This is a genomic window from Polymorphospora rubra, from assembly GCF_018324255.1.
Lineage (GTDB): Bacteria > Actinomycetota > Actinomycetes > Mycobacteriales > Micromonosporaceae > Polymorphospora > Polymorphospora rubra.
In genome coordinates this window covers 6446036-6463100 of the sequence record NZ_AP023359.1, presented here as the reverse complement: position 1 = coordinate 6463100, position 17065 = coordinate 6446036, and the positions used below count along the sequence as shown (strand labels likewise).

The 17065-nt window shown below is 71.5% G+C and carries 17 protein-coding genes; 3 read left to right on the top strand and 14 right to left on the bottom strand.

Translation table 11 applies throughout. The annotated features are described in order from the left end of the window. Positions 1–3: 3 nt before the first annotated feature. From Prubr_RS29085 to Prubr_RS29035, 11 genes are all read right to left on the bottom strand, one after another. A complete protein-coding gene (locus Prubr_RS29085; RefSeq protein WP_212818073.1) occupies positions 4–1008 on the bottom strand; it encodes an amidohydrolase family protein in 1005 nt (334 codons plus the stop codon). Further along, complete coding sequence (locus Prubr_RS29080; protein ID WP_212818072.1) at positions 1008–1532, bottom strand: 3-hydroxyanthranilate 3,4-dioxygenase; 525 nt, start codon at positions 1530–1532, stop codon at positions 1008–1010. The genes Prubr_RS29085 and Prubr_RS29080 overlap by 1 nt, the downstream gene beginning before the upstream one ends. Continuing rightward, positions 1529–1978 carry a RidA family protein gene (locus tag Prubr_RS29075; protein ID WP_246567793.1) on the bottom strand — a complete coding sequence of 150 codons (450 nt, stop codon included), beginning with the start codon at positions 1976–1978 and terminating at the stop codon, positions 1529–1531. The genes Prubr_RS29080 and Prubr_RS29075 overlap by 4 nt, the downstream gene beginning before the upstream one ends. After that, positions 1975–2742 carry a 2-keto-4-pentenoate hydratase gene (locus Prubr_RS29070; protein WP_212818070.1) on the bottom strand — a complete coding sequence of 256 codons (768 nt, stop codon included), beginning with the start codon at positions 2740–2742 and terminating at the stop codon, positions 1975–1977. Before Prubr_RS29070 ends, Prubr_RS29075 begins: the two co-directional genes overlap by 4 nt. Continuing rightward, a complete protein-coding gene (gene dmpG, locus Prubr_RS29065; protein ID WP_212818069.1) occupies positions 2739–3755 on the bottom strand; it encodes a 4-hydroxy-2-oxovalerate aldolase in 1017 nt (338 codons plus the stop codon). Before dmpG ends, Prubr_RS29070 begins: the two co-directional genes overlap by 4 nt. After that, complete coding sequence (locus Prubr_RS29060) at positions 3752–4687, bottom strand: acetaldehyde dehydrogenase (acetylating) (RefSeq protein ID WP_212818068.1); 936 nt, start codon at positions 4685–4687, stop codon at positions 3752–3754. Before Prubr_RS29060 ends, dmpG begins: the two co-directional genes overlap by 4 nt. 73 nt (positions 4688–4760) lie before the next feature. Next, positions 4761–5549 (bottom strand): 2-keto-4-pentenoate hydratase, encoded by a 789-nt coding sequence (locus tag Prubr_RS29055; RefSeq protein ID WP_212818067.1) that lies wholly within the window; start codon positions 5547–5549, stop codon positions 4761–4763. Continuing rightward, complete coding sequence (locus Prubr_RS29050; RefSeq protein ID WP_212828671.1) at positions 5546–7027, bottom strand: 2-hydroxymuconic semialdehyde dehydrogenase; 1482 nt, start codon at positions 7025–7027, stop codon at positions 5546–5548. Before Prubr_RS29050 ends, Prubr_RS29055 begins: the two co-directional genes overlap by 4 nt. 20 nt (positions 7028–7047) lie before the next feature. Continuing rightward, positions 7048–8433, bottom strand: a complete 1386-nt coding sequence (locus Prubr_RS29045; protein WP_212818066.1) for an FAD-dependent oxidoreductase — start codon at positions 8431–8433, stop codon at positions 7048–7050. Beyond that, positions 8426–9700 carry a kynureninase gene (gene kynU / locus Prubr_RS29040; protein ID WP_212818065.1) on the bottom strand — a complete coding sequence of 425 codons (1275 nt, stop codon included), beginning with the start codon at positions 9698–9700 and terminating at the stop codon, positions 8426–8428. Before kynU ends, Prubr_RS29045 begins: the two co-directional genes overlap by 8 nt. A 162-nt stretch (positions 9701–9862) precedes the next feature. Then, positions 9863–10783 (bottom strand): tryptophan 2,3-dioxygenase, encoded by a 921-nt coding sequence (locus tag Prubr_RS29035; RefSeq protein WP_212818064.1) that lies wholly within the window; start codon positions 10781–10783, stop codon positions 9863–9865. Between the two features lie 146 nt (positions 10784–10929). Between Prubr_RS29035 and Prubr_RS29030 the strand changes: the two genes are divergently transcribed. Next, a complete protein-coding gene (locus Prubr_RS29030; RefSeq protein ID WP_212818063.1) occupies positions 10930–11379 on the top strand; it encodes an Lrp/AsnC family transcriptional regulator in 450 nt (149 codons plus the stop codon). Between the two features lie 15 nt (positions 11380–11394). Here the strand turns inward: Prubr_RS29030 and Prubr_RS29025 are convergent, their stop codons facing one another. Continuing rightward, entirely contained in the window at positions 11395–12387 is a 993-nt protein-coding gene (locus Prubr_RS29025; protein WP_212818062.1) for a hypothetical protein, read from the bottom strand. A gap of 223 nt (positions 12388–12610) precedes the next feature. On the opposite strand from Prubr_RS29025, the gene Prubr_RS29020 reads away from it, so the two are divergent. Both Prubr_RS29020 and Prubr_RS29015 read left to right on the top strand, forming a co-directional pair. Continuing rightward, positions 12611–13924, top strand: coding sequence for a condensation domain-containing protein (locus Prubr_RS29020; RefSeq protein ID WP_212818061.1), 1314 nt, complete (start codon positions 12611–12613; stop codon positions 13922–13924). 132 nt (positions 13925–14056) lie between these two features. Further along, positions 14057–14674 carry a helix-turn-helix domain-containing protein gene (locus Prubr_RS29015; RefSeq protein ID WP_246567792.1) on the top strand — a complete coding sequence of 206 codons (618 nt, stop codon included), beginning with the start codon at positions 14057–14059 and terminating at the stop codon, positions 14672–14674. A 39-nt stretch (positions 14675–14713) separates the two neighbouring features. On the opposite strand, the gene Prubr_RS29010 is transcribed toward Prubr_RS29015, so the two are convergent. Next, the gene (locus tag Prubr_RS29010) at positions 14714–15979 is read right to left on the bottom strand and encodes an alpha/beta hydrolase (protein ID WP_246567791.1); all 1266 of its coding nucleotides are present in this window, start codon (positions 15977–15979) and stop codon (positions 14714–14716) included. Continuing rightward, on the bottom strand, positions 15976–17025 hold the full coding sequence (locus Prubr_RS29005) for an LLM class flavin-dependent oxidoreductase (protein ID WP_212818060.1): 1050 nt from the start codon (positions 17023–17025) through the stop codon (positions 15976–15978). The genes Prubr_RS29010 and Prubr_RS29005 overlap by 4 nt, the downstream gene beginning before the upstream one ends. Positions 17026–17065 lie beyond the last annotated feature (40 nt).

The following is a 17065-nucleotide window of genomic DNA, read 5'->3' as shown; positions in this document are numbered from 1 at the left end:
GCGTCAGCTCCGGCCGAGGAAGCGCAGCGCGTTCCCGGACAGGATGGCGTCGCGCTGGTCGGGGGTCAGGAAGTCGGACCTGCGGACCACGTCACCGACCGGGCGCTCCCCCAGCGGGTACGGGTAGTCGCTGCCGAGCACCACCTGGCTCGCCCCGAGGGTGTCGACGAGCAGTCGCAGCGCGGCCGGTTCGAAGACGACGGTGTCGACAAGGAACCGGTTCACGTAGTGGCTCGGCGGGTGTTCGGAGTTTCCGCGTACGGGGTCACCGCGGCGGTGCCAGGCGTTGTCGGCGCGACCGAGCCAGAACGGGAAGCTGCCGCCGCCGTGGGCGAAGCACAGTTTCAGGGTGTCCGGTACCCGGTCGAAGACGCCGCCGAGGATGAGGGCGAGGACCGACAGGTGGGTTTCTGCGGGCATGCCGGTCAGCCAGCGGGCCATCCACCGGTCGAGGCGGGGGCCGCCGGGCATGTCCCAGGGGTGCACGAACACCGGGGCACCGACCGAGGCGCAGTGTTGGAGGAAGGTGACGATGCCCTCGTCGTCGAGGTCGCGGTCACCGACGTGGTTGCCGATCTCGACACCCGCGTGTCCGGCGGCGAGGCAGCGGTCGACCTCCGCGCAGGCGGCGTCCGGGTCCTGGAGCGGCACCTGGCAGAACGGCACCAGCCGGCCGCCGCCGGCCGAGGTGAGTTCGAGGGTCAGGTCGTTGAAGATCCGGGCGACCTTCGCGGCCTGGTCGGCCGGGCGCTCGTACGAGAAGAAGACCGGGGTGGGTGACACCACCTGCACGTCGACCCCGTCGGTGTCCATGTCGGACAGTCGGGTCGGGGCGTCCCAGGCCTGCGGACCGACCGGGCGGAACTCCGTCTCCCCCACCATGATCATGGCGGCGCGTTCGGAGTCGACGCGGAGCCAGGGCCAGCCGGAGCCGCCACACGCGGCGGACAGGTCCGGCCAGCCCTTCGGCACCAGGTGGGAGTGCAGGTCGACGACGGGGCCGGCCATCAGCCCTTGCCCGGGTGCAGCGCGCCGCACCGGTCGCAGGTCCGGGCCTTCTCGTCGGCGTAGAACGCCTGGAAGACCGGCGGCAGGTCGGCGACGATGTCACGTACCTGGAGTTCCACGTCGTGGACCTTGTTGCCGCAGTCGAGGCAGTACCACTGGAAGCGCTCCAGGGTGCCCTCCTCGCGGACCCGCTCGATGACGACGCCGATCGAGCCGGCCTCGGGCCGCTGCGGCGAGTGCGGGACGTTGCCCGGCAGCACCCACATCTGGCCCTCGCGGATGTGTACCGTACGCGGCCCGTCCTCGGTCATCAGGTTCACGTGCATGTTGCCCTTGACCTGGTAGAAGAACTCCTCGTACGGGTCGACGTGGAAGTCGGTGCGCTGGTTGGGTCCGCCGACGACCTGCACGATGAAGTCGGCGCCGGTGGGGAACATCTGCTTGTTGTTGACCGGCGGCTTCAGCAGGTGCTGGTTCTCGTCGATCCAGCCGGGAAAGCTCACCGGCTCGGCGATCTCGGTCATGCGCGGGCTCCTTCCGGAAGTACGGCCACTGCCTGGATCTCGATGAGCAGGTGCGGGTGTGGGAGTTGGTGTACGGCGACGGTGGTGCGGGTGGGTCCGGTCTCGTCGAAGTATTCGGCGTAGATCTCGTTGTAGCCGCCGAAGTCGTTCATGTTGACGAGGTAGGTGGTGATCTGGACGAGGTCGGTCAGGTCGGCGTCGACGGAGTGCAGGATGTCGCGGATGTTCTCGATGACGGCCCGGGTCTGGGCGCGGATGTCGAGGTCGGTGGTGCCCATCGGGTCGACGGAGGCGCCGGCGATGGTGTTGTCCGGCCGGCGGCTGGACGTGCCGGAGACGAAGACCAGGTCACCGGCGACCTTTACGTGCGGGAACCGGCCGCGCGGGGTGGCCTTGCCGGCCACGATCCCGCCGCCCTTCGCGCCGGGCTCGGGTCCGGCGGTCACGGGATCGCCTTCAGCGACGCGGTGCCGAGCGATTCCACGACCGCGCGGACGTGGGCGCCGGGCTTGAGCGGTACAGCGGCCGTCGCCGCGCCGGCCAGGAACACCCATCCGGTACGCAGCTGTACGCCGTACCGGCCGGCGAGCCGGATGCCTTCGGTCAGGGCGCGGCGGGGGTCGCCGAGGATGGCGGCGGTGGAGCCGGTCTGTACCACCCGGCCGTCGACCTCGAGGAGTACGCCGAGGTTGTCGATGCCGGCCGGGACCGGCTGCCAGGGGCCGATGGTGTACGCGGCGGCGGAGGTGTTGTCGGCGATGACGTCGGGCAGGGAGAACGTGAAGTCGCGGTAGCGGGAGTCGATGACCTCGAGCGCGGGCGCGACCGCGCGGACCGCCGAGGTGAAGTCGGCGAGGGGTTCGCCGGGTTCGGGGAGGCGGTCGAGCAGGAACGCGACCTCGGGTTCGATCCGCGGGTGGATGAGGCCGCCGACCGATACGGTGCCGCCGTCGTCGACGCGCATGGCGTCGGTGAGCCGGCCCCAGATGACCTCGTCGACGCCGACCTGTGCCATCTTGGCCCGGCTGGTCAGGCCCATCTTCAGTCCGACGAGGGTTTCGCCCCGGGCGAGGCGGTGGGCGACCAGGGCTTCCTGGACGGCGTACGCGGTGTCGACGTCGATGCCCGCGTCGGCGGCGAGCTGCGGGATCGCGGTCGCGGTCTGCGCGGCGTCGTCGAGTCGTTCGGCGATGGTGGCGAGGTCGGTCACGGCTTGCCCTCCTTGCCGCCGACCAGGTCGAGGGCAACGTCGACGATCATGTCCTCCTGACCGCCGACCATCCGGCGGCGGCCCAACTCGACCAGGATCGAACGGACGTCGACCCCATACCGGTCCGACGCCCGCTCCGCATGCCGCAGGAAGCTGGAGTACACCCCGGCATAGCCCAGCGTCAGGGTCTCCCGGTCCACGCGCACGGGCCGGTCCTGCAACGGCCGGACCAGGTCCTCGGCGGCGTCCATCAACGCGAACACGTCACAACCGTGCTCCCAACCGTGCAACTCCGCGACCGCGACGAACACCTCCAGCGGGGCGTTCCCGGCGCCGGCGCCGTGCCCGGCCAGAGACGCATCCACTCTCGTGGTGCCGTGCTCGACCGCGACGACACTGTTCGCCACACCCAACGACAGGTTGTGGTGGGCGTGGATCCCGATCTGCGTGCCCGGGTCGAGGACCTGCCGGTACGCATCCACCCGCTCCGCCACGTCACGCATCAACAGCCGACCACCCGAGTCGGTGACATACACACAGTGCGCCCCGTACGACTCCATCAACCTCGCCTGCCCGGCGAGACCCTTCGGGTCGTTCATGTGCGACATCATCAGGAACCCGGACACGTCCATACCGTTCTCCCGCGCCCAGCCGATGTGCTGGGCGGAGATGTCCGCCTCCGTGCAATGCGTCGCGATCCGCACACTGGTCACCCCGAGATCACGGGCGGCCTTCAAATCGGCGATCGTGCCGATCCCGGGCAGCAGCAACGTCGTCAACTTCGCGTTCGTCACCGCCTCCGCCACCGCCGCGATCCAGTCCGCGTCCGACGCCGCACCATGGCCGTAGTTCACCGACGAGCCGGCCAGACCGTCGCCGTGCGCGACCTCGATCGCCGCCACACCAGCACTGTCGAGGGCGGCGGCGATCGACCGGACCTGGTCGACGGTGAACTGATGCCGCACCGCGTGCATCCCGTCCCGCAACGTCACATCCTGGATATACAAGCTCATGCCGGCACCCCCTTCTCGGCGCGCAGTGCCACCATCCGCTCCGCCGTCCGCAACGCGGCCGACGTCATGATGTCCAGATTCCCCGCATACGCCGGCAGGTAGTGCCCGGCCCCGGACACCTCCAGGAACACCGACACCTGCACCCCGGCGAACGCCGTTCCCAGAGCCGGCACGTAGGCGTCCACGTCGTCGAACTGCACCGTCTGCTTGAGTCGGTAGCCAGGAACGTACTCGGCCACGGTGGCGACCATCGCCTCCACCGACGCGGTGATAGCGGCCCGGTCCACATTCCGGTCCGGGCACAGGCAGTACACCGTGTCGCGCATCAACAGCGGCGGATCAGCCGGGTTCAACACGATGATCGCCTTACCCGCCCGAGCCCCACCCACGACCTCGATCGCCCGCGCCGTCGTCTCGGTGAACTCGTCGATGTTCGCCCGCGTCCCCGGCCCCGCCGACCGCGACGCGATCGACGCCACGATCTCCGCATACGCCACCGGCGTGACCTGTCCGACCGCCGCGACGATCGGGACGGTCGCCTGACCGCCGCAGGTCACCATGTTCACGTTCGGCTCGCCCAGATGCTCGTCCAGATTCACCGGCGGCACGACGTACGGACCGACAGCGGCCGGGGTCAGATCCACCACCAGACGGCCATGCTCCCGCAGAAGTTCGGCGTGCCGCTTGTGCGCGCCCGCCGACGTCGCGTCGAAGACCACCTGCACATCGGCAAACTCCGGCATCCCGAGCAGCCCGTCGATGCCCTCGGCCGTGGTCGCCACACCAAGCCGGCGGGCCCGGGCCAGACCGTCGGAGTCGGGGTCGATACCGACCATCGCGACCATCCGCAACGACTCCGACAACCGCAACACCTTGATCATCAGATCGGTACCGATGTTCCCCGACCCGATCACCGCCACACCCGTGGTCATGACGTCTCCTCGCTCTGTCCACGGCCGGCACAGCCCACACCGGGCCAGCCGATCCGGTCACCCCGTCCGACCATCACGACCCTCCCGAGAAGCAGACCCGCACCGAACCCACGCCGGAGATCCGCGCCTCGTACGCCGCCCCCGACGTGACCGACACCATCGGCCCCAACGCACCCGACAACACCACGTCCCCGGCGCTCAGGGGGTTGCCGGCGGCGGCCAGCGTCTGCGCCAACCACGCGACCGCGTGCACCGGATTACCCAGACAGGCGGCGCCCGCGCCGACCGACACCGGCTCACCCGCGTGCTCCAGGACCATGCCCGCCACCCGAAGGTCGACGTCCGACAGGCGCCGGGGCTGATTACCCAGCACGAACAGACCCGACGACGCGTTGTCCGCGACCGTGTCCACGATCGAAATGTCCCAACCCGCGATCCGCGAATCCACGATCTCGACCGCCGGAAGGATGTGGTCGGTCGCCCGGATCACGTCGGCGACCGTCACCCGCTCGAACGGCAGATCAGCGCCGAGGACGAACGCGACCTCCGCCTCCACCCGAGGCTGGATCAACCCACCCAGGTCGACCTCGCCGCCGTCCGGGACCGCCATGTCAGCGAACAACACCCCGAAGTCGGGCTGGAACACCCCGAACGCCTGCTGCACCGCCGGCGACGTCAAACCAATCTTCGCCCCGACCCGACGCCGACCAGCCGCCAACCAATCGGCGACCTGCGCCTGCTGAACGGCGTATGCCGCGTCGACATCGCCGACCGGCAGAACCGCCTCCCGCAACGGCGCCACCGGCGTCCCGGTCTCGTAAGCGCCGCGCAGCAACGCCGCCGCATCATCCACAAAGGTCATGACAGATCCACACACACGTTCGTCAGCTCCGAATAGAAGTCCAGGGAATGGGTGCCACCCTCACGCCCGACACCAGACGCCTTCACCCCACCGAACGGCGTCCGCAGATCCCGCAGGAACCACGTGTTCACCCACACGATCCCCGCCTCCAAACGGGCACCAGCACGGTGCGCCCGACCGACATCCCGCGTCCACACCGTCCCCGCAAGCCCGTACTCACTGTCATTCGCCACAGCGAACGCCTCGTCCTCGTCATCGAACGGCGCCACGTGGCAGACAGGCCCGAACACCTCCTCGCGGTTCACCCGCGCGGAAGGACCGAGGCCGGTCAACACCGTCGGCTGGACATAGGCACCACCGTCGCGGCCGTCACCGAACTCCGGCACCCCACCACCAGCCAGAACCGTCGCACCCTCGGCACGGGCCAGGTCGTAATAACCGAGGACCTTCTCCCGATGCCTGTGCGAAATCAACGGCATGTTCACCGTCGCCTCGTCAGCCGGCCAGCCGAAGCTCAACTCGTCCGCCCGCTTCGCCAACCGGGACACGAACTCCTCGAACACCGGCCGCTCAACATAGAGCCGTTCCGTGCACAGACACACCTGGCCACCGTTGGTGAACGACGACCGCACCGAGCCCTCGACAGCCGCGTCCAGATCCGCGTCGGCGAAGACGAGGCCGGCGTTCTTGCCGCCCAACTCGAACGACACCGCCTTCACCCCATCCGCCGCCGCCCGCATGATCGCCCCACCAGTAGCCGACTCACCCGTGAACGTGATCGCATCCACCCCCGGATGCCGAGTCAAAAACTCCCCCGCCGACCCCGGACCGAACCCATGCACCACATTGAAAACACCATCCGGAACCCCCGCCGCCGCCATCACCTCGGCCAACAACGTCGCCGACGACGGCGTCTCCTCCGACGGCTTCACAACCACCGCATTCCCACACGCCAGAGCCGGCGCGACCTTCCACGTCAACAGCAGCAACGGCAGATTCCACGGCACGATCACCGCCACCACACCCACCGGCTTACGCACCGCATAATTCAGAGCCCGACCACCCGACGGGGTCACCGTCGTAAAAGACTCCGTCGGCGCCGTCGACACGATCTCCGCAAAGGCACGGAAGTTCGCCGCACCACGCGGAATATCCAGACTCCGCGCCTGCGAAATCGACTTACCCGTATCACCGACCTCCGCCGCCACCAGATCATCGAACCGACGCTCCAACTCGTCGGCCACCCGATACAACACCGCCGCCCGCTCCCGCTCACCCATCCGACCCCACGGACCAGCCAACGCCGACCGCGCCGCACCCACCGCAGCGTCCACCATGGACCGATCAGCCTCGGCGACCTCGAAGATGGTCTGGCCGGTGACCGGAGAGATCTTCGGGAACCGGTTGCCGGTGTCGACGAACTCGCCGCCGACGTAGTTGCGCAGCAGGCCGGGCTGGCCGGACGGCTGCCCCGACATCAGGTCGGGATGCCAGAGGTTCACGCCTCCCCCTCTCCGGTGCCGGGCCGCCGGCGCCGGCTGGTGCCGCCGGTGCCGGCGGCTCGCTTCGCAACGGCGGCGCCCAGAGCCCCGATCAGGAGCGCCGCCGCCCCGGCCACCGCCGCGCCGAGCACCCGGTGCTGGGTGCGGACCCGCCGCTGCACCTGGGCGTACGGCGTGGTGGAGAAGGAGACCATCTCGTAGCGGGAGACGTACCGGCCGGGCAGCGCCTTCTCCAGCGCGTGCTCGACCTTGCGCCCGTACTGGAAAACGGGCGAGGCGACCTTGTCGCGCATCTCGACGAAGTTGGCGAGTGCCATCTGGGCGATCGCCTCGGTGTCGTCGCGCCGGCGCTCCTCGAACAGCGGCAGGGCGCGCGCCCAGTCGTCGCCGGTGTCGTCGAGGCAGCGGTCGAGCACGACGACGTCCTCGAAGGCGCAGTTGGCGCCCTGGCCGTAGAACGGGACGATGGCGTGCGCGGCGTCGCCGAGCAGCCCGATCCGACCGTTGGCCTGCCAGGGGCCGCACCGTACGGTGCCGAGCAGGCCGACCGGGTTGTGCTGGTAGTCGTCGACCAGGTTCGGGGCGAGTGGCGGCAGGTCCGGGTAGTGGGTGGCGAAGTGCCGTTCGATGGCCGCCGGGCTCGACAGGGACGCGAAGCTGCCGGTGCCGCCGGTCGGCCAGAAGAGGGTGCAGGTGAACGACCGGTCCGGGTTGGGCAGGGCGATCATCATCGAGGTGCCGCGCGGCCAGATGTGCAGGGCGCCGGGGTCGAGGGCGAAGTCGCCGTCGACCGGCGGGATGGTGAGTTCCTTGTAGCCGTAGTCGAGGAAGTCCAGGCTCTCGGTGAGCAGGTCGTGGGCGAGCAGCTGGCCGCGTACGGCGGACCCGGCGCCGTCGGTGCCGATGACCACGTCGGCGTCGGCGTGGGCTTCGCCGTCCGGGGTCTGGTACGTCATCGCTCCGGTCGCCGGATCGAGATCGACGAGCCGGTGCGAGAAGACGATCTCGACTCCGTCGGCGGCCTCGGCCGCGTCGAGCAGGGCGTTGTTGAGCGCGCCACGGCTGATCGAGTTGATGGCCCGGTCGCCGCCGGCGCTGTAGAGCTGGAGGTCGAGCGGCCCGGCGACCGGGTGGATCATGCGGCCGCGCATCGGAAGCGCGTCGGCCATGACCTGCTTGTCGAGGCCGATGCGGCGCAGTGCGTCGAGGCCGCGTTCGGAGAGCGCCAGGTTGATCGAGCGGCCGCGCTCGGCGGTGCCGCCGCGCGGGTCGGGGCGCCGTTCGTAGACGGTGACCCGGTGGCCGCGTCGGGCCAGGTAGCAGGCGAGCAGGCAGCCGGCCAGTCCCGCGCCGACGACCGCGACCCGCGATCGACTAGTCACGTCCCCACTCCTTCACCGTCGCGGCGAGGGCCTGCGCGGCCCGCCAACAGTCGTGGTACGTCGAGTACAGCGGCACCGGCGCGAACCGTACGACGTCGGGTTCGCGGGCGTCGGCGATCACGCCGTGTTCGTGTCGCAGCCGGCGGGTCAGGTCGGAGGCGCTGCCGTCGCCGATGCGTACCGACAGCTGGCAGCCGCGCCGGGCCGGGTCGCGCGGGGTGATCACGGTGAGCGGCCGGTTCGCGGTGACCTCGTCGAGCAGTTCCTCGAGGTAGCCGGTGAGGCGCAGGCTGCGCTCGCGCAGGGTGGCCATCCCGACCCGGTCGAAGATCTCCAGCGAGGTACGTACCGGACCCATCGCGTAGATCGGCGGATTGGAGATCTGCCAGGCGTCGACGGTCGCCGGCGGCCGGGACACCGGGGTCATCTCGAACCGGGTCGCCGGCTCGGTGCTCCACCAGCCCTCGAACCGGGGCAGGTCGACGCCGTGGTGGCGCTCGTGGACGAACGCGCCGGCAAGCGCGCCGGGGCCGGAGTTGAGGTACTTGTACGAGCACCAGGCGGCGAAGTCGACGTCCCAGTCGTGCAGTTTCAGCGGCACGTTGCCGGCGGCGTGCGCCAGATCCCAGCCGACGACGGCACCGGCGGCCCGGCCGGCGGCCGTGATCGTCTCGATGTCCATCAGCTCACCGGTGAGGTAGTTGACGCCGCCGAGCAGCACCAGCGCCACCCGGTCGCCCTCGTCGCGCAGGTAGGCCAGCACGTCCTCGGTGCGCAGGTTCTCCTCGCCGGGCCGCGGACGCAGGCGTACGACGGTCTCGTCGGGGTCGAGGCCGTGGAATGCGGCCTGGCTGCGTACGGCGTAGCTGTCGGACGGGAAGGCGGTGTCCTCGATGACGATGCGGGTGCGGGTGCCCGAGGGCCGGTAGAACGAGACCATCAGTAGGTGCAGGTTGACGGTCAGCGAGTTCATCACCACCGCCTCGGACGGCAGGGCGCCGACCAGCCGGGCCGCGGTCCCGGTCAGGAACTCGTGGTACGGCAGCCAGGGCCGGCCGGCCTCGAGGTGACCCTCGACGCCGAGTCGGGCCCAGTCGCCGAGGTCGTCGAGCAGGTCGGGGACGGTCGCGCACGGCTGCAGGCCGAGCGAGTTGCCGGCGAAGTAGGCGACCTCGGCGTACCGGCCGCCGTCGGCGGGCGGCACGTGGAACAGCTCGCGGTGGCCGGGGTCGGCGGCGTCACGCCGCCGGGCATCGTCCTCGCTCATGACGTCCACTCGCTCCGCTCGCGGCCGCCATGAGAAAACCTGAGCCAACTGATTCGCTCGCTGCGCTCGCTCATGACGTCCACTCGCTCCGCTCGCGGCCGCCATGAGAAAACCTGAGCCAACTGATTCGCTCGCTGCGCTCGCTCATGCTTTCGTCTCCGGTCACATGGAGGTCCGGGCGGACCAGATCTCGGGGAAGACCACGCGGGCCATGCTGCGCTGCAACCATGTCACGCCGGCGGAGCCGCCGCTGCCGACCTTGGCGCCCATGCTGCGCTGGACGGCCTTGAGGTGCCGGTAGCGCCAGTCGCCGAACTGTTCGGCGACCTCGGTGAGGGCCTCGCCGAGCATCCGCAGGTGGTTGTCGGGGGTGTTGTGCTCGTAGATCCGTACCCAGGCCTGCTCGACGGCCGGGTGCGGCTCGTGCTCTTCCGCGGTATCCCGATCAAGGAGCGCCTGCGGGATCGCGTGCCCGCGGCGGGCGAGTACGGCGATCACGTCGTCCCAGAGGCTCGGACTTTCGAGCGACTCGACGAGTTCGGCGTACACCTCGGGCTGCCGGCGGAACGGGCGGACCAGCGACGGGGTCTTCAGGCCGAGCAGGAACTCCAGGTGGCGGTACATCGCCGACTGGAAGCCGGAGCCCTCGCCGAGCAGGTCGCGGAAGCGGTTGAAGTCGGCGGGCGTCATCCAGCGCAGCGTCTGCCAGGAGGCGTTGAGCCCCTCGAGGTGCAGGGCGGCGCGGCGCAGCGGGGCGAGCGCGCCCCAGACGTCGTCGGCGCGCAGGAGCCGCTGGGTCTCGAGCAGTTCGAAGCGGGTGAGGCCGAAGTAGAGCTCCATGATCTGGCTGACCATGAGAAAGGACATCTCGCCCGGGTCCTTGCTCAGCGTCTGCTGGAGGCTGTGCAGGGTGCTGGCGTGCACGTACGCGTCGTACGGCACCCGGTCGGTGAACTCGACCGTGGGCTCGCCGGCGTTGGCCGCGGCGCGCCGCTCACGTTCGTCGGCAGTCGCCGGCCGTACGGCCGGGGCGGACGGATCGGCCGGGCGTACGTCCGGCTCGGCCAGTTCGGTGCTCTTCATGCGCTGCGTCCCTCCCTCGCGCTGAGTTACCCCATGATCTCCTTGATCGGGGTGAATCCTGAAGACCGGATGAACGGTGTTCACGCTGCTAGACCTCTGGATCAGGAGCTAGATTGAGGTCCTGACTTAACGAAGGAAAAGTGGACGTGGACGAGATGGATTGGGCGCTCCTGGGCGAGCTGCAGCGCGATGCCCGGCTGTCCTTCAGCGAACTGTCACGCAGGGTGCACCTGTCGCCGCCCGCCGTGGCCGAACGGATCCGCCGGCTGGAGGAGTCCGGAGTGATCGGCGGCTACCACGCGCACGTCGACCTGACCCGGGCCGGCTGGACGGTGGTGGCCATGATCCGGATGTCCTGTTACGGGGCGCACTGCATCCTGCGCGATCCGGAGGTGGCGAAGTGGTCGGAGATCCTGGAGATCCACCGGATCACCGGCGACGCGTGCAGCCTGTTGAAGGTGGCGGCCGGCTCGATGGAGCACTTCGAGCAGGTGATCGACCGGTTGGCGCCGTACGGCCAGCCGTCGAGCACGATGGTGCTGTCGACCCCGCTCGGCTGGCGCCCGGTGACCCCGGCCGACCGGCCCGAGTCCTGACCGGACGGCGGCCCGCTACGGCGGTGGCTCGCCGCTGACGGTCACCTCGACGGCGACGACGCCGCCCGCCGCGTCGAGTTCGGCGTGGACCGGGAAGAAGCCGTCGCCGACCGACGTCATCGCGAACATGATGCGGGCGGCGCCGACGTCGATGGTCCCGGCCTCGTGCTCGGACGCGCGCACCCCGGCCATCACCTGCCAGTGGTGGGAGTGCGGACGGAAGTCGTAGGCGAACCGGTGTCCGTCCGGCCGGTTGCGGAGCTCGTCCAGCGCGACCGCCCTGGCGTGGGCCTCGGCGACCGGCAGGTCGAGCCAGCCGTACACGTCGTCACCGGGTGTCCCGGTGGCCGGCGCCCCGAGTTCGGCGGCGAGGGCGGCCTCGTCGCGGCCCCAGAAAACGATGTCGGCGCGGCCGTCGATCGGGTCGTCGTGCATCCAGGCGTTCAACGCGTCCGCGTCGGCGAACGCGAACCGGGCGCAGTCGACGCCGATCGGTCCGAGCATGCGGGTCCGTACGGCCCGGGCCGTGCCGACCTCGATTCGCAGCCGCCGCCAGCCCCACTCGCCGGGTGTCGCGGTGACCGGCAACGGCCGGTCGACGGGCAGGCCGCCCACGACGACGCCCGGTACCCCGCTCATCAGGAAGTCGCAGCGTCCCTCGGCGACGGCCCGCCGGATCCGGTCGCGGTGCGCGACCCGGCGCGGGAACCGGCGCAGCGTGGCGTCGAGGCCGTGTTCGCGGCAGTGGTCGGCGAACATGCCGGTGAACTCGTCCGTGGCATGCCGGGGGATGTCGTGGAGCGTGCGGCCGGACTGGCGGTCGAACGACCGGGCGGCGGCCTCGGCGTCGGGCCCCACGACCTCGAAGTCGACGGCCGGGAAACGGTCGTGCCCCGCGACGTCGTCCGGTGACCGGGTGCCGGACCACAGTCCGAGGTAGCCGCCGTCGACGAGAACCAGCTCGCCGGACGGACACGTGATCTCGCCGAGCAACACCGTCTGCGCCACGGCCGCAGAGTCTAGAGCGGGCGAGGCCGCCGTCCGGTGCCGGGACGGACGACCGGGCGGCGGCCGTGAGCACCTTTCGGGGCGTTGCCACACTTCCGCGAGGGTGCCGGCCTTGTTGTCTACATTGTTCGGCAGCCGGGCAGCCACCCGGTGGTCCCTTGCGCAGCGAACCGGACCGGCATCCGCTGACCAGCCTTTCCCGAGACCGGCGAGGTGAGTGCACATGTCCGTTACCGACGTCGACCGGTACGTCGACGCGAACCCGTTCGGCGACGCCGCGTTCCCGGTCACTCCCGCCCAGGCCGTCTTCCTCGACGACGTCGCGCCACCGGCCGGTCCCGACCACGCCGACCACATCCTCCACGTGGAACTGACCCGGCGGATCGCGCCGGCGCGGGTGGCCACGGCGGTACGGCGGACGATGCTGCGACACGACGGTCTGCGGCTGCGGCTGGCCCACGACGGCTCACGGTGGTGGCAGAGCTGCGCCGATCCGGGCGACCCCCCGTTCGAGAGCCACGACCTGTCCGGTGTCGGCGACGACGAGGTGGAGCCGGCCGTGGCGGCGGTCGCGGCCGGTGCCCGGACCTCCACCACCGCCCCGGTACGGGTCGAGCACCTGCGGCTGGGCGGCGGGCGCCGGGACCGGATGCTCGTCATCTGCAACCCGCTGGTCGTCGACGGGCTGTCCCTGGCGCTGGTGCTGGACGACCTCCAGGGGTGGCTGGACGGCAACGGGCCGGCGGCGCCCACCGCGCCGTACCAGATCTGGGCGACGGCCCTGGACCGGTACGCGCGGGAGGCGGAACTGGCCGAGCAGATCCCGTTCTGGCTGGCCCAGCGGCGGCGCGAGGCGGTGCCGGTCGACCGGTCGGAGGGGGCCGGCTCGACCGGACCACGCGCGGTGCTCACCACGACGCTGTCCGGGGCGGCGACCGACGCCGCGACGCGGGCCGCTGGCGCGGCCGGGCTCGATCTCGCCGATCTGCTGCTGGCCGCCGTGGCCGCGACGGTGGCGCGCTGGCAGGGCGGTGCACACTGCACGGTCGCGGTGGCGTCGCCGGGCCGGCGGTCTCCGGTACCGGGGATCGACGTCAGCCGGACCATCGGCCGGTTCGAGTTCCGCTATCCGCTGCGCCTGCACGTCGACCCCGACCTGACCGGTCCGTCGGCGGCGGCCGAGGTACGCCGCCAGGTGGCGGCCGTACCGCTCGACGGTCTCGGGCACGGTCTGCTGCTGCGTACCCGGGGCGACGAACGGCTGGCCGACGTCGCCGCGCCGCAGGTCGGCTTCAGCTATCTGGCCGGATCCGACGCGACCCGGCCGGCGGGCCTGCTGGTGCCGGTGACCGCGGCGCCGGAGCGGGATCCGGCCGGTGGCCGGCCGTACCTGCTGGACGTCGCCGCGACGGTCGTCGACGGTGCCGTACGGTTCGCGTTCCACCACGACCCGGCCGTCCATGACGCGTCGACGATCGGCCGGCTGGCCGACGAGATCGGGGCCCGGCTGTGCGGGCCGGGTGTCGACGCGGGCTGACCACCGGATCCACATGAGCGGTGGGTCGGTTGTGACCGACTCGGCCATACCCTGACGCAGGTCAAGTTCGATAGGATCGAACAAGACTCGCCCGGGCCGCCCCCGCCCGCGCCAGCCTTCCCAGGAGGACCCGTGCGCACATCGGAACGCCACACCCGGCCGGACGACGCCCGACCGGATCTGGTCGGTGCCCGGATGCGGCGGTTCCGCACCGAACGGGGGCTGACCCTGCGTGGCCTGGCGGCCCGGTCCGGCCTGTCGATCGGCTTCCTGTCGCAGGTCGAGCGGGGTGTCTCGTCGATCGGGCTGACCGCGCTGAACAGCGTCGCGGCAGCCCTCGACCGGCCGGTCGCCGAGTTCTTCGACGACGGTTCGGCGCCCGCCGAGGAGGTGCCGCCGGCCCGGCTGCCCACGCACTTCACGCTGACCCGCGCGGCGAGCGGCGCCACCGAGTACGTCTCCGGCCAGCAGACCTACCGGATGCTGTCGGACCGTGGCCCGAACCTGGTGCTGGAGCCGATGCTGGTGCACATCGCGCCCGGTGGCCGGCGCGACGAGGCGTACGGGCACGGCGGCGAGGAGTTCGCCTACGTGGTCAGCGGCGAGCTGCTCTACGAGGTCGACGGGGTGGAGCACCGGCTGTATCCGGGCGACAGCCTGCATCTGCGGTCAAACGCGCCGCACCGGCTCTACAACGACACCGACGAGGTGACGACGGTCGTCTCGGTGGTCACGCCGCGCCTGTTCTGATCGCCGTGTTCACTCACACGTAACAGAGCGGGAGCGCTCCTACGGGTTGAGGCGGCGGTCGAGTTCGGCCGCCGCGGCCCGCCACACGTACGCGCCCGGGTCGATGACCGAGAAGTGGTCGCCGGGGTGTTCGAGGTGGACCACCTCGTCACCGGCGGCCCGCGCCGCGGCGACATAGCGCCGGTTGAAGTCGCGCAGGTCGAGGTCGTCGGCGTGCCCCTGCACGACCAGCTGCGGCACACCGATCGGCAGCCGGACCATGGGGTCGGAAGCCGCGTAGACCGCCGGCAGGTCGCCGTGCCGGCCGCCGAGCGCGCCGGCGACCGCGCCCGAACCGATGTCCCGACGGTCGCCCTCGACCAGGTCGAGCACCCCGGCAAGGGAGACGACCAGCGCGGGACGCCGGGTGTCCGCGGCGGCCCGCAGTGCGAGCTGCGCGCCGGCCGAGTGTCCCAGCACCGCGATCCGGTCCGGGTCGACCCTCAACCTCGAGTTGAGGTTTACGTTGAGGTCGAGGTTGAGGGTTGCCCCACCCGCCCGGCCGGCGGCCAGCGTGTCGAGGTCGGCCAGCGCGTCGAGACCGGCGGCGACATCGGCGACGGTCGCGTCCCAGCCGTGCCGGTCCGGCCGGCGGTATTCCAGGTTCCACACCGCGTAGCCACGGACGGCGAGGTCGATGGCGAGCGCGTCCATCAGGTCGGCGCCCCAGATCGACCGCCAGAAGCCGCCGTGCAGCAGCACCGCGACCGGCGGCGGGCCGCCCGCCGGCTCGGCACCGTCCACCGGCTCGGCACCGTCCACCGGCTCCGGGTCCGCGACGGCCGCCGGGGCGACCGACGCCGGCAGCCGGAGATCGCCCCACTGCTCGGGATGTGGCCCGTAGGCGATCCGGACCGCCGGGTTGCGCAGCCGGTGGACCGCGTGCCGGACCGCCCAACCCAGGCCCCAGACGCCACGCCCCTGCAGGTGCACCGAGCCGGCGGCGACCGGTGCCGGGTCGGTCACGGCCAGGTCGAACCAGACCGTACGCGCCGCATGCGGCCCGTCGACGGCCATCAGGGCCCGTACGGCGGGGTCGGGTCCGGGCAGTACGACGAGGACGGTGGACGGGTCGCGGCCGACGCTGTCCAGCGCGCGGCGCAGCCCGGTGGCGTTCGGGACGGTCAGGAAACGGCCGGCGACGCCCAGCGTGGTGAACTCGCCCTCGGCGACCTCGGTGAGCAGGTCCCGGTCGGCGACCATTCCGGCCACCGCGACGACCAGCACGTACGGGGGTGCCGGCTGGTTGGCCGACGGCGCGGTCACGACCCGCTCCCCGGCCCGGTCGCGGCGGGTCGCGCCGGCGCGGGTTCGCGGCGCAGCAGCGGCAGGACGGCCGAGCCGAGCAGCGCCACGCCCCGGTCGTCGGTGAGCCCGTGCGGGGTGCCGAACTCGACCCGGCGTACCCCGGCGTCGATCAGGGTCTGGGCCTGCGCGGCGACCTGCTCCGGCGTGCCGGAGAAGGCGAACAGGTCGAGCAGGTCGTCGGGGATCAGCCGGCCGGCCTCGACGTCGGCGCCGGCGTCGACGAGTTCCTTGACCCGGGCCAGCAGGTCGGCGGGGATCTCCACGGTCGGGTCGAGGTCGGCGACGACGGCCAGGTACATCGCCACCTCGGTCCGGGCCTTGGCCCGGGCGGCGACGCCGTCGGTGTCGACGACGGTGACCGCGCCGAGCACGATGCCGACGTCGTCGACGGAGCGGCCGGCGGCCTCGGCGCCGGTGCGGACCCGGTCGCGGATGACCGGCACCATGGCCGGGTTGGCGCTGCCACCGACCTTGATCTCGCCGGCGATGCGGCCGGCGAGGGCGGCGCCGCGCGGGCCCCAGGCGCCGAGCAGCAGCGGCGGGTCGGGGCGCTGCACCGCGTACCGCAGGGCGGTGCCGGGGGCGAGCCGGAAGACCCGCCCCTCGAAGCCGGTGGTGTCGCCGCCGAGCAGTCGGTAGACGACCTGCGCCGCCTCCGCCAGGGCGGCGAGCGGGCGCGGCTGGTCGATGCCGACCGCGCCGAGCCAGGTGCCCCGGGCCAGGCCGAGGTAGGCCCGCCCGTGCGAGGCCAGGTCGAGCGCGGCGACCTGGCCGGCGATCTCGTACGGCGCCATCGAGTACGGGTTGAGGCAGGCGGTGCCGAGCCGGACCCGGGTGGTGGCCGCCGCCATCTCCAGCAGCGGGAAGATCGGCGGCTGGTACATCAGGTCGCCGAAGACGGTGAGCACGTCGAAGCCGTCCTCCTCGGCGCGGCGGGCCAGCCGGGCGTAGTCGCCGGCCCGCTTGTCGCTCTGCAGGCCGAGCCCGATCTCGACGGGTGCCACGGGGTTCCTCCTCGGTGGACGGCGGCCGGACGGCCGGCGG